Source organism: Autumnicola patrickiae, from assembly GCF_031846525.1.
In the GTDB taxonomy this organism is placed as follows: Bacteria; Bacteroidota; Bacteroidia; order Flavobacteriales; family Flavobacteriaceae; genus Autumnicola; species Autumnicola patrickiae.
This window is the reverse complement of record NZ_JAVRHM010000004.1, coordinates 146,912-160,097: the sequence shown is the minus strand read 5'-3', so window position 1 is coordinate 160,097 and position 13,186 is coordinate 146,912. Positions and strand designations below refer to the sequence as shown.

General features: G+C 40.3%; 9 protein-coding genes. 2 read left to right on the top strand and 7 right to left on the bottom strand.

The features are described 5' to 3' along the window. Window positions 1–8 precede the first annotated feature (8 nt). Window positions 9–2,666, top strand: coding sequence for a T9SS type B sorting domain-containing protein (locus tag RM549_RS05435; RefSeq protein WP_311682580.1), 2,658 nt, complete (start codon window positions 9–11; stop codon window positions 2,664–2,666). A 1-nt stretch (window position 2,667) separates the two neighbouring features. Here RM549_RS05435 and RM549_RS05430 read toward each other — a convergent pair whose 3' ends face one another. The 3 genes from RM549_RS05430 to gcvP all read right to left on the bottom strand — a co-directional run bounded on the left by RM549_RS05430 (window position 2,668) and on the right by gcvP (window position 7,347). Continuing rightward, the gene (locus RM549_RS05430; protein WP_311682578.1) at window positions 2,668–3,189 is read right to left on the bottom strand and encodes a class I SAM-dependent methyltransferase; all 522 of its coding nucleotides are present in this window, start codon (window positions 3,187–3,189) and stop codon (window positions 2,668–2,670) included. Window positions 3,190–3,194: 5 nt separating this feature from the next. Next, a complete protein-coding gene (locus RM549_RS05425) occupies window positions 3,195–4,253 on the bottom strand; it encodes a 3-oxoacyl-ACP synthase III family protein (RefSeq protein ID WP_311682648.1) in 1,059 nt (352 codons plus the stop codon). 250 nt (window positions 4,254–4,503) lie between these two features. Further along, the gene (gene gcvP / locus RM549_RS05420) at window positions 4,504–7,347 is read right to left on the bottom strand and encodes an aminomethyl-transferring glycine dehydrogenase (protein ID WP_311682576.1); all 2,844 of its coding nucleotides are present in this window, start codon (window positions 7,345–7,347) and stop codon (window positions 4,504–4,506) included. Window positions 7,348–7,473: 126 nt separating this feature from the next. Between gcvP and RM549_RS05415 the strand changes: the two genes are divergently transcribed. After that, window positions 7,474–8,298: a UbiA prenyltransferase family protein gene (locus RM549_RS05415; RefSeq protein WP_311682575.1), complete on the top strand. Its 825-nt coding sequence runs from the start codon at window positions 7,474–7,476 to the stop codon at window positions 8,296–8,298. 247 nt (window positions 8,299–8,545) lie between these two features. Here RM549_RS05415 and RM549_RS05410 read toward each other — a convergent pair whose 3' ends face one another. The 4 genes from RM549_RS05410 to RM549_RS05395 form a co-directional block, all read right to left on the bottom strand. After that, window positions 8,546–9,097: a sigma-70 family RNA polymerase sigma factor gene (locus RM549_RS05410; RefSeq protein WP_311682574.1), complete on the bottom strand. Its 552-nt coding sequence runs from the start codon at window positions 9,095–9,097 to the stop codon at window positions 8,546–8,548. A 123-nt stretch (window positions 9,098–9,220) separates the two neighbouring features. Next, a complete protein-coding gene (locus RM549_RS05405; RefSeq protein ID WP_311682573.1) occupies window positions 9,221–11,254 on the bottom strand; it encodes a M3 family metallopeptidase in 2,034 nt (677 codons plus the stop codon). Window positions 11,255–11,466: 212 nt separating this feature from the next. Further along, complete coding sequence (purE, locus tag RM549_RS05400; protein WP_311682572.1) at window positions 11,467–11,952, bottom strand: 5-(carboxyamino)imidazole ribonucleotide mutase; 486 nt, start codon at window positions 11,950–11,952, stop codon at window positions 11,467–11,469. Window positions 11,953–11,995: 43 nt separating this feature from the next. Continuing rightward, window positions 11,996–13,156, bottom strand: coding sequence for a 5-(carboxyamino)imidazole ribonucleotide synthase (locus RM549_RS05395; protein ID WP_311682570.1), 1,161 nt, complete (start codon window positions 13,154–13,156; stop codon window positions 11,996–11,998). Window positions 13,157–13,186 lie beyond the last annotated feature (30 nt).

Here is a 13,186-nt window from a genome sequence, read left to right as displayed (position 1 = left end):
AACCAAATATGACGAAAAACTTCCAGTTCTTAATAGGCTTCTGCTTTCTTTTTATCAATTCTATTTTTTGTCAGGAGTATGAGGTTGGCTGTTATACCAAAATCGATAATTCTTCAGAAAATTTTGCGGGAGCACTAAAAGCAGGAGATCAGTTTGGATATTCCGTAGATAATATTGGAGATATCAATAATGATGGTGTTGAAGACATTATGGTAGGTGCCTTTACAGATGATGATGGAGGGCAAAACCGGGGAGCCGTTTATGTCTTATTTTTAAATGAAGACGACACGGTAAAAGATTATCAAAAGATAAGTGATACACAAGGAGGTTTTACCGGCAACCTAGATAACGAAGATGTTTTTGGCGCTTCTGTCGCTTACCTGGGAGATCTCAACGGCGACGGTAAGCCGGAAGTGGCTGTAGGAGCCGAATATGATGGGGATGGTGGCTACTGGCACGGTGCGGTGTATATTCTAAGCCTCAATAGCAACGGGACTGTCGCAGCACATACAAAAATCAGTGATTATGAAGGTGGCTTTACAGGGGTTCTTTCAGGAGAAGTTGTTTTTGGAACAGATATTGAAAATATTGGGGATTTAGATAACGATGGTATTCAGGAGATCGCCGTAGGTTCCCGTAGAGACCCAGATGGAGGTATAGAAACGGGTGCGGTGTGGATTCTTTTTTTAAACAACGACTTTACAGTTAGGGAGCATAAGAAGATAAGCGCAACCCGTGGTAACTTTTCGGCTAATTTACAATCTGGTGATTACTTTGGGGGTTCTGTTGCGTCTCTGGGAGATTTGGATGGCAATGGCGTTGTGGATATTGCTGTGGGAAGTTACAGGGACGACGATGGAGGCTCAGATTTTGGAGCATTTTATGTGCTTTTTCTAAATGCTGATGGATCTGTAATTAAGAGTGAAAAAGTTTCTGCCACTACCGGCGGTGGTAATTTTTCCCTAAATTCGAATGCCATTTTTGCAAGATCTATCGATAGCATGTCAGATATAGATGGTGACGGGCTGGTAGAAATTCTGTTGGGCTGTGCGAGGTGCAATAATCCCGAAACCGGGGCACAGTCCGGTGCTTTCTTTGTAGTGGAATTGAATAGTGATGGTACGGTGAGTGAAAGTTATCAATATGCTGAGAATATTGGTGGCTTTACGGGAGATCTTGCCACCGGGGATTCTTTCGGAATTTCTGTTGCTTTTGTCTCCAATTCAGATCCGCTAAAAGTTGTGGCGGGTGCTCAGAAAGATGGCGAAGGAGCTGTATGGATTATGAATTTCTCTGAAAATCTTTCTGATGTGGAAATTGAAGCCAGCACTCCCGATTGCGGAAGTGAAAACGGCGCACTTATTTTTTCCAATTTGGGTGCTAATCATGAATATGGCATAAACTACACGCGTAATGGTAGTTTACAATCAACAGGAAATATTTCCAGTAATTCAGTTGGCGAATTAATTATTCCAGATCTTCCCGAAGGAGAATATTCAGAGTTTTTTATCACTAAAGGTGCATGTACATTTAATTATGATGAACTTTTCGACCTGAGAAGTACCGAAACGCTTGAGGTGGATTTTGAATCTTTCGATACTTCGGGGTGTAGTATGGAGGATGGAAGTATCGTGATTTTCGGATTAGCTGAAGATTCTTCTTATGAATTCGAATACAGTTTTAACGGAAACTCACAAACTGCTGGTATTGTTAACAGCGATTCTAATGGGAAAATAATTTTGAATTCCCTTCCTGCAGGGAACTATTCAGAATTTGCAATTATCAGCAATGGATGCATCCATAGTTATGATAATGAAGTTCAGATCAATTCTCCTCAATCTCCAGAGGCGGAAATAACAACCTCTAATCCCGATTCCTGTTCTGCTACAAACGGCTCTGTTTCTATCACACAACTCGAACCAGATGTTACTTACAATCTTATGTATGACTACAATTCAGAAGTGATTGTAGTGGAGGATTTAGTTGCCGATGCTTCCGGTACTATTACTATTGAAGGTCTTGCTTCCGGTAATTATAATAATTTAGAATTGCTTTATGACGGTTGTGAAATCTTTTTAGAAGAGACCATTACTCTTGGTGCTGCAGAAGGTGCTATTGTTCTTCTCCAGATAATTGATCCTAATGACTGTGGTAATGCAAATGGCAGCGTTTCTTTTGAAGGGCTTGATCCTGACACAGCTTATTCGGTTGAAACGTTGTTCAATGGTGGCAACCTGCAGTTAAATTCACTTACTTCTAATGAAGACGGAGTGCTTGCAATAGATGGTTTAGAAACCGGAGAATACACGCAGGTGAAAATCCTTAATGGACCGTGTTCTTATACTGCCCCCGATTTCCTTCTGAATTGTGAAACGCCTGAAGAAGAAGTTTGCTATACTTATCCGTTATTTTTTACACCTAATGGCGATGGAGTGCATGACAATTGGAAAATTGAACTTTCCAATGTCACCTGCAATTCGAATTTTGAATGTTATATCTTCGACAGGTATGGTAAACTGCTGAAGGTATTAAAAGGTCCTAATGAATCCTGGGATGGCACTTTTAATAACAGGGCCATGCCTTCAGACGATTACTGGATAAGAATTGAATTTCCGGAGGATTTAGGTGAGGAGGTAAAAAAGGCAAATATCAGCCTTATCCGGTAATTTATCTCCGTTCAGCATAAACTGCGTAATAACGCGGAGTGAATTTCCGCAATAGAGGTCGTATTCCGATCTTTTTGACGGGATTCGTCCATTTCGTAGTGTTCTTTATCTCCCAGCCGGCTTTTTCCAGTAACCAATCGAACTGCCAGTCCTCAAATTCATGATAATGACGGTCCCATTTGTCGGTTTTGCTCCTGTAGGCGCTGGAAAACCACAATTTCAACGGAATAGTAGCTACAAGCTTCTCTGCCTGTATGTCTTTTAGTACATTATATGGAGCGACAAGGTGCTCAAAAATTTCAAAAGCTGTCACCACATCAAAATTGCCATTTTTGACTGCAGACGTATCTGTATCAAGATCTTCACCCGTAGTATTCTCCACAGAATAATTATGCTCCCGCATTATTTTTACAAATGGATTTTCTACGCCCAAATCCAAAATTTTAGCCGGGGCCGGAACGTTTTCCTGCAGGAAATCTATCGTTTTTTGGTACCTCTTATGCGGAAAATTGTTCTCGTACATCTTATTTAATATTCGTAAACAATAGCGTTAATGTTCATTCCCGCACCAACACTTGCAAAAATAACCACATCTCCTTTTTCCAGTTTTTGACCTTCCATTTTTCCATTTATTACCAGGTCCAGAAGGGTCGGAACAGTCGCTACGCTACTGTTTCCGAGCTCATGAATTGTCATGGGCGTAACGTTTACAGGGGCTTTTTTCCTGTATAACTTGTAAAAACGTTCTATAATGGCATCATCCATTTTCTCGTTTGCCTGATGAATAAAAATCTTTTTAAGTTCATCTATGGATTTCCCGCTGTTGTCCAGGCAGGATTTCATCGCCTGTGGGACGTGTTTTAAAGCAAATTCGTAGATTTTACGTCCGTTCATTTTGATATATCGCACATCTTCCGGAGATTCTGCTTTATTTGATTTGCCAAAGTAGATATAATTCGCTTCTTCATAAGAATGTGTCGCGCTGCTGTGGCAAAGGATCCCTCCCGCTTCTTCTGTAGCTTCCACAACAACTGCTCCGGCACCATCAGAAAAAATCATTGCATCCCGGTCGTGTTTATCGACTACACGTGATAGAGCTTCGGCGCCAATAACAAGGCATTTTTTTGCCATTCCGCAGCGAATAAAAGCCTGTGCCTGGATCATTCCCTCAATCCAGCCGGGACATCCAAAAAGGACATCATAACCTACGCAGGAAGGGTTCTTTATTTGCAATTCATACTTCACACGGGTGGCCATACTCGGCACCGTATCGCTTTGCAGGCTCTGGTGTTTTACGTCGCCGTAATTATGAGCTACTATAATATAATCTAAGGTTTCAGGGTCTGTTCTGGAAGCTTTAATGGCTTTTTGTGCGGCGATAATTGCCATTTGGGAGGTAGTAAGGTCTTCATCAAGATATCGCCTTTCTTTAATTCCTGTAATAGCTTTAAATTTCTTTATTGTCGTTTCATTATCATGCGGAAAGGTGGAGCCGTCTGTATTATAGAACTCATGTTGATGAAAGTCTGCATTCTTCGTGATCACATTTGGGATATAACTTCCCGTACCGGTAATTTTAATATTCATCATGCAATATTCTGATTATTGGCCTCTAATTTAACGAAATATTAGGAATTGTCCCTGTTTAAGCTATGTTTAATTCCGATGTCTGAAAAAGATTTCTTTATTAAAAAATAAAGAGGCTGCTTCAAAATAGCAGTTTTCGACAAACTGTTTTTGAAGCAGCCTTTTCTATGCTAAGATTTAAACGTTTGAAACTCTGAAATTTATTCCCCGCCGGAAATCTTCTTCTCAGAAATTCCTCTGCTTTTAATGTTTATGCATAATCTTCAGTAGGAGGGCAGGTGCACATCAGGTTACGATCCCCAAAAGCTTCATCTACGCGCCTAACACTTGGCCAGAATTTGTTTTCAGCGATATAATCTAACGGATATGCAGCTTTTTCTCTGCTGTAAGGGAAACTCCACTCGTCTGAGGTTAACATCTTCAAAGTATGTGGTGCATTTTTTACGACGTTATTCTCCTCTTCAGCTGAAGTTTCGCTAATTTCTTTTCTTATGGAAATAAGAGCGTCACAAAACCGGTCAAGTTCGGCTTTGCTTTCACTTTCTGTAGGCTCGATCATTACAGTTCCCGCTACCGGAAATGATACAGTAGGAGCGTGGAAGCCGTAATCTATCAAACGCTTGGCGATATCACTTACTTCTATTCCGTTGGCTTTAAAAGGTCGGCAATCTACGATCATCTCATGGGCAGCGCGTCCTCTTTCTCCGGAATATAAAGTTTTATAATGTTCGCTTAAACGCTCTTTTACATAATTGGCATTTAAAATAGCGTGCTCTGTAGCTTGCTGAAGTCCTTTACTGCCCAGCATTTTTATGTATCCGTAGGAAATAAGGCATACAAGCGCAGATCCCCATGGAGCCGAAGAAATAGCACCAATGGCATTTTCTCCACCGGTTTTAATCACAGGGTTCCCGGGTAAAAACGGAGCAAGTTGTTTTGCTACACAAATTGGTCCTACTCCCGGGCCACCGCCGCCATGCGGAATAGCAAAAGTTTTATGAAGGTTAAGATGGCAAACGTCGGCGCCAATGGCACCCGGATTTGTCAATCCAACCTGGGCATTCATATTTGCGCCGTCCATATAAACCTGTCCGCCGTTGTTGTGAATAATCTGCGTAACTTCTTTAATAGCCGACTCAAATACGCCGTGGGTGGAAGGATAAGTTACCATTAATGCGGCCAGGTTATCCTTGTGTTTTATCGCTTTTTCACGAAGATCGTCCACATCAATATTTCCATTTTCACCGGCTTTTGTCACGACCACTTTCATCCCGGCCATTACTGCGGAAGCCGGATTTGTGCCGTGAGCAGATGAAGGGATCAGACAAATATTACGATGTCCTTCCCCTATAGATTCCTGATATGCCCTTATCACCATTAATCCGGCATACTCTCCCTGCGCACCGGAATTCGGCTGAAGTGAGGTAGCCGAAAAACCTGTGATTTCGGTTAATTGATCTTCCAGGCGCTTAAGCACGATCTGGTAACCTTCTGCTTGTTCTATGGGCGCAAATGGATGGATATTTCCCCATTGCGGATTACTTAACGGGAGCATTTCTGAAGCGGCATTAAGTTTCATGGTACACGATCCAAGGGAGATCATGGAATGGGTAAGGGATAAATCCTTTCGCTCCAGCTTTTTGATGTAGCGCATCAATTCTGTTTCAGAACGATAAGAATTAAAAACCTCATGCGTTAAAAATTCGGTTTTCCTGCTTAATTCTTTTGGAATAGCTTCATTTTCTAAAATTTCTACCAGCGAATCACATTCTTTGTCGGCTACTTCAGCAAAAACAGCAACTATTGCATTAAGATCTTCAAGTGTAGTGGTTTCATTTATAGAAATAGAGACAGTTTCTGAATCTGGATAGTAGAAATTGATTTCGTTTTCTTCAGCTACAGCTTTAACCGCTGCAGCATCTGCTTTAAGTCTTATCGTATCGAAATATGAAGTATTTATTTGCTCAAATCCTAGCTTTACAAGTTGAGCGGAAAGATTTGTTGCAGAGTAATGTACGGTGTCGGCAATGTACTTAAGACCTTGAGGGCCATGATAAACTGCATACATTCCTGCCATTACTGCAAGTAAAACCTGTGCAGTACAAATATTAGAAGTCGCTTTGTCCCTTTTGATATGTTGTTCCCGGGTTTGCAGCGCCATTCGTAAAGCGTGGTTGCCATCTAAATCTTTGGTCACGCCAATAATCCTTCCCGGTAAATTTCTTTTATATTCTTCTTTTGTCGCAAAATAAGCGGCATGTGGCCCGCCGTAACCAAGAGGAATCCCAAAACGCTGAGTAGTTCCAACCACAACATCTACTCCCAGTTCTCCAGGAGCCTGTAATTTTACGAGGCTTAGAATATCTGCTGCCACGGCGATTTTAATTTCGGCTTCTTTACAACGGGAAACAAATTCTGTATAATTATGAACCTGTCCATATTTCCCGGGATATTGAAGGAGCACTCCAAAGTATTCCGAAGAAAATTCAAATTCTTCGTGGTTTCCAATATCCAGATCAATACCAAGAAAATCTGCCCTGGTGCTTAAAAGAGAAATAGTTTGAGGTAAGGCTTCTTCAGAAACGAAGAATTTATTTACGTCATCTTTTTTCTGCTTTCGGTCACGCAGTGCATGCAACAAAGCCATCGCTTCTGCCGCTGCGGTAGATTCGTCCAGAAGAGAGGCATTCGCAATCTCCATTCCGGTTAGATCACTTACCATTGTCTGGAAATTAAGCAGCGCTTCCAACCTTCCCTGGGCAATTTCTGCCTGGTAAGGGGTGTAAGCAGTGTACCAGCCCGGATTTTCCAAAACATTACGCTGAATAACAGCCGGTAAAATCGACTGGTGGTACCCTAAACCAATGTAAGTTTTAAAAATTTTATTCTTGGCAGCCAGTTTTCCAATATGCTCGGCATATTGGTTTTCACTTAGCGCAGCCGGTAAATTTAATGGAGATTTCAAACGGATATCGTCTGGAATAGTTTCATAAATTAACTGTTCCAGAGAATCAACTCCAATAGTGTCCAACATTTCTTTTAGTTCGCTTTCCCTGGGGCCAATGTGGCGCAGTGCAAAAGAATCTGTTCTCATAAAATCGTCGTGGTTTTGAGCCGCGAAAATACGGATTTTAAATCTAAAAATTTGCAATTTGGCCTTTTACAGATGTTAAGATTTGGGTTATGCTGACGGTGCTTTTTTTATGCTTAATTTTGAGTAATGAGTTTCCTGAAGAATTCTATAGATTTATATATAAGCAGCAGTATCCATGTGTCTTTGGCGGTAGTCTCGCTTAGTGTAATTACTTTCTTGGAATTTGGGATGGCACCAGATTACGACCTGCTCTTTTTTATTTTCTTCGGAACGATTACCGGTTACAATTTTGTGAAGTACGCGGGGATTGCTAAACTGAAGCATTTAAGTCTAACCAGGAACCTCAGAATTATCCAGGTGTTTTCACTGTTTTGCTTTTTAGCCGAAATTTATTTTTTTCTTATTCAGAGTATTGAAGTAATTGTTTTGGCCATAGTCCTGGGACTTTTTACGCTTTTTTATGCAGTGCCTTTTCTTGGACGTAAAAGGAATTTGAGAAGCCTTAGCGGAATCAAGATTTTTGTGATTGCACTTTCCTGGGCGGGGGCGACTGTTTTACTTCCAGCGATGACTTCGATGGATTTTCTACTCTGGGATGTTGTTGTAGAATTTCTTCAGCGTCTCCTGCTTGTGGTGGTTTTGATGTTGCCTTTCGAAATCAGGGATCTAAAATACGATCTTGCGGCACTTTCTACACTTCCGCAGCAAATAGGAGTAAAACGAACAAAAATTTTGGGATATGCACTCCTGTCGATCATTCTTGTTCTGGAGTTTTTTCAGGAAAACTTTATGTGGATTAATTTCCTGACGCTGGGGCTTACTTTATTTATTTTGGGAGGATTTCTGCTAAAATCGAAAATAGACCAGCATCCTTATTTCGCCTCATTATGGGTGGAGAGTGTTCCTGTAATTTGGTTGGTAGTTTTACTGCTTCTCAGGAATTTTGTTTAGAAAGTTCTTCCCGTATCCTTTCTTTCCACACCTTTTTATCTACTTTGCTACAGGTTTTTATATCAGATTTTTTGATAAGTTTTGTGAGATGGGAATTGCGGTGGGTATATTCTTTACAACGTGGGCAAATCGCAATGTGCATTAGCAATTTTAACTTGTTAAATCTGCTAAGCTCCTTGTATTGAGCTTTGTCACAGCAGTTTTCTGCTTTAGAGCAGTTAATAAGGAAGAATTTTTTAAACATAATCTAAAACCAGTTTTTTTCAAGACATGCGGCAAGGGATACCCTGGCCCTGTGTATAATTACCCATAGGTTAGACGGGGTGATATTAAACTCATTACAAATTACTTCGGTATCTGCTCCATCTATTGTTTTCATTTTAAAAATGGCAGCCTGCTTTTCGTTAATTTGATCCAGGCAGTCCAGGATGGCCATTCCCAATTCGGTATTTTCCATTTCATCTTCTGCATTACGGTCAGAGTGGTCTGCAACCTGCTCTTCCAGCCATTCACCATCGCTGTAATCGTCAGAATAATTAATGTGTACTTCAGCTTTTCCTTTCCGCGAATTTATCTTTCGGTAATGATCAATTATTTTTCGTTTTAATATTGAAATCAGCCAGGTACGCTCACTTGCTTCCCCTTTAAAATTTTTCATTGATTTTAATCCGGCCAAAAATGTTTCGGAAATAAGATCATTAGCTAGCTCCCGGTCGTTAACCCGAACGATTGTATAATTAAATAGATAATCTGAATATTTATCCACCCACTTGTTAGGGTCGAGGCTGTGAGCTGGCATAAGAAAGTTTCTTACTCAAAAATATAAAAACAAAAGCTCAATTTAGTTATAAAAACGATAAGATTTAAGCTGGAAAGAGCAGCCAATTTACTTACTAACTGTTAATTGGCTGCGTAATTCTAATTATTTCTTCGGAAGTAATCCTGCTCTTTTTAAAAGTGCTTCAGGTTGAGGTTCTTTTCCGCGGAACCTTTTGTAAAGCGTCATTGGATGATCGGTACCACCCTGGGATAAAATATTTTCCCTGAATTTATTGGCGACTTCCCTGCTGAAGATTCCCTGCTCCTGGAAATATTCAAATGTGTCCGCATCCAACACTTCTGCCCATTTATAGGAATAATATCCGGCAGAATAGCCGCCCTGGAAGATGTGGGAAAATGAGGTGCTCATACAATTTTCGGCAACATCGGGATATAATTTTGTTGGCTCAAAAGCTTTATCTTCATGTGCTTTTACATCGCTAATATCTGTTGGATCTATCCCGTGCCAGCTAAGATCGAGCATCCCAAAGCTTAGTTGTCTTACAGTAGCCATGCCTTCGTGAAAATTAGCCGATTCTTTTATCTTTTCAACCAGTTCCATTGGGATTGCCTCTCCAGTTTTATAGTGTTTTGCAAAAAGCTGAAGCGCTTCCTTTTCATAACACCAATTTTCAAGCACCTGGCTCGGTAATTCCACAAAATCCCAATAGACATTCGCTCCCGAAATGCTGGGGTAAGTGGTGTTGGCCAACATCCCATGTAGGGCATGCCCAAATTCGTGGAACAACGTAGTGACCTCGTTAAAAGTCAGTAGAGATGGCTCCGTTTTTGAAGGTTTAGTGAAGTTGCACACAATAGAAATATGCGGACGCTCATTTTTGCCATTTTTGATGTATTGCGGCTTATAGCCGGTCATCCAGGCACCGCCGCGTTTCCCTTCCCTGGGGTGAAAATCTGCGTACAGTAAAGCGACGTCTTTATTTTGCTCATCAGTGACCTGATATGTCTTTACATCGGGATGATATTTGTCAATATCAGCTACTTCTTTAAAATTTAGTCCGTAAAGTTTATTGGAAACAAGAAAAACACCTTTTATAACATTTTCAAGCTCAAAATAAGGCTTTAGTTTTTCATCATTAAGATTAAAAAGTTCCTGTTTTAGCTTTTCTCCGTAAAAAGCAGCATCCCATTTCTGTAATTGATCAATTCCGTCAAGTTTTTTGGCGAAATTTTCAAGTTCTGAAAATTCCCGTTCGGCAGCAGGCTTGGCTTTTTCCAAAATCTCTTCTAAAAAGCTGTTTACCTTGTCTGGAGTTTCTGCCATGCGTTGTTCCAGGACAAAATGGGCATGAGTTTCAAAACCCAGCAGGTTTGCACGCCGATGCCTTAATTTGGCAATTTTCAGTACATATTCCTGGTTGTCCAGTTCATCATTATGAAAACCCTTTGAACCAAAAGCCAAAGCCATTTTTTTCCGCTGTTCCCTGTTTTCAGCATATTTCATAAACGGAATATAACTGGGATACTGCAGGGTAAAGATCCAGCCTTCTTTATCTTTGGATTCGGCTACAGATTTTGCTTCTTCTTTAAAACTGTCCGGGAGTCCTTTTAAATCTTCTTCGTTGGTAAGATGAAGTTCGAATTTATTGGTTTCCTCGAGCACATTTTCTCCAAAATTAAGGCTCAGCGAAGAAAGCTGCTTATCAATTTCCCTAAGTTCTTTTTGCTTCTCTTCAGAAAGGTTAGCGCCATTTCTGGAAAAGGCTTTGTACTTTTTATCCAGTAGCGTTTTTTGTTCTATGCTAAGTTCCAGTTGATCCTGAATCTCATAAACCTCTTTTACTTTTTCAAAAAGAGCTTTATTTAGAATGGTGTCATTTTTGAATTCGGTCAACAGCGGAGAAACTTCCTGTGCGATTGTCTGAATTTCCTTATTGGTTTCTGCAGAATTTAAATTGAAGAAAATACTGGTTACCCGATCCAGTTGTTTACCTGAAAATTCCAGGGCAGCTATAGTATTTTCAAAATTTGGTTCTTCTTTAGAATTTGCAATTGCATCAATCTCTGAACGGGCTGCATCTATTGCAGCCAGTATAGCAGGCTTAAAATGCTCATTCTTAATTTCAGAAAAAGGTGCGTAAGTAAATTCTTTAAGCAATGGATTATTTGTAGTCATAGGAGATTTCTTGACGTTTTTAGTTTATTATATGGCCGAAACCATTATTTATGTTTTTTTTAACTATCTTTACGCCTTCTTTAGAAAACATTTAAGATGTAGTTTACTTTGAAGTTGTGGATTAATATATTTAGAATGGTTAATAAATAGATTTTACACGTTTACAAAAAAGAAGTAACTACTACGCAAGCCGCACGAAAGTGTGGCTTGTCTTATTTTTGCACCTTTTTAGCGCCTTCAATTACCTTCTGCTTTAAACCTTCTTTGTAGACCAAAATTTTATCCAGGGTACATTTATCTGATGCGCCAATAATTTGCGCAGCCAGTATTCCCGCATTCTTCGCCCCGTTTAAAGCCACAGTAGCTACAGGAACTCCGCCCGGCATTTGCAGGATAGAGAGCACAGAATCCCATCCATCTATGGAATTGCTGGATTTAACTGGGACGCCTATAACAGGAAGCGGGGAAAGGGAAGCGATCATTCCCGGTAAATGCGCAGCACCACCGGCACCGGCCACAATAACCTGTATCCCGCGTTCGTGGGCGTTTTTTCCGTAATCGAATAATTTTTCGGGAGTGCGATGGGCTGAGACAATGTCTACTTCAACTTCAATATCAAAACCTTTCAGTATATCTATTGCATCCTGCATTACCGGTAAATCGCTGGTACTTCCCATGATTACTGCTACTTTTCCCATAGTTTGTTTTCTGGTACCCACATTTATAGATGTGAGATAATTGTTATTTTTTAGCTATTACTTTAATCGAATTTTTTACTTCTTCAGCAATTTTTCTCGCTTCAGAAATCTGTTCGTTTACAATCGTCACGTGTCCCATTTTTCGAAAAGGGCGGGTGATTTTTTTTCCGTAGATGTGTGGTGTTACTCCATCCATCTGCATAATTTTCTCAATATTCTTATACACAACTTCGCCGGTATGATTTTCGTCCCCAACCAGGTTTACCATAATTCCGCCGACTTTACTATCCGTATTTCCCAACGGAAGATCGAGAATCGCCCTTATATGCTGCTCAAATTGATTGGTGTAACTTGCTTCTATACTATAATGTCCGCTATTGTGAGGTCTTGGAGCAACTTCGTTTACCAGGATTTCATCATCTCTTGTTTGGAACATTTCCACAGCCAAAAGTCCCACATGTTTAAATGCTTCGGATACTTTTTCAGCCGTTTTTCTTGCCTTCTCGGCTACTTCAGGATCAATCCGCGCAGGACATATTACGTATTCTACCTGATTGGCAACTGGATGAAATTCCATTTCCACCACCGGATAAGTTTTTACTTCCCCTGATGGATTTCTCGCCACGATCACGGCAAGTTCGTTTTTAAACGGAATCATTTCTTCTGCAATACATTCTGCGTCAGGAATTGTATTCAAATCATTTTCAGATTTAATGACCGCAACTCCTTTGCCGTCGTATCCGCCGGTTGTGCTTTTCCAGACAAAAGGAAATTTTCGCTTTCCTTGCTCAATGTCCTTAAGCAATTCTTCTTTGTTCTTGTAAAGTTGAAAGGCTGCTGTGGAAATTTTATTTTTTAAATAAAACTTCTTCTGAATTCCTTTATTTTGAATTTTCTCCAGAGTAGCGGCAGAAGGGTAGGTTTTTATGCCTTCTTCTTCTAATTTCCGAAGTGCTTCAACATTCACGCCTTCAATTTCAAAAGTAACCACATCTGCTTTTCTGCCAAAATTGAGTACGGTCTCATAATCCATCAAATCTCCCTGCTCAAAATAATTACAAGCAATCCTGCACGGAGCCTCTGCATTTGGATCTAAAACGTTGGTCTGAATATCAAATTTTCGGGTTTCATAAAGCATCATTTTTCCCAGCTGACCGCCGCCGAGGATTCCTAATTTAAAGTCTGAAGAAAAATAGTTGAGCATATAGGTTTCAGTTTATACAAAAATAATTTT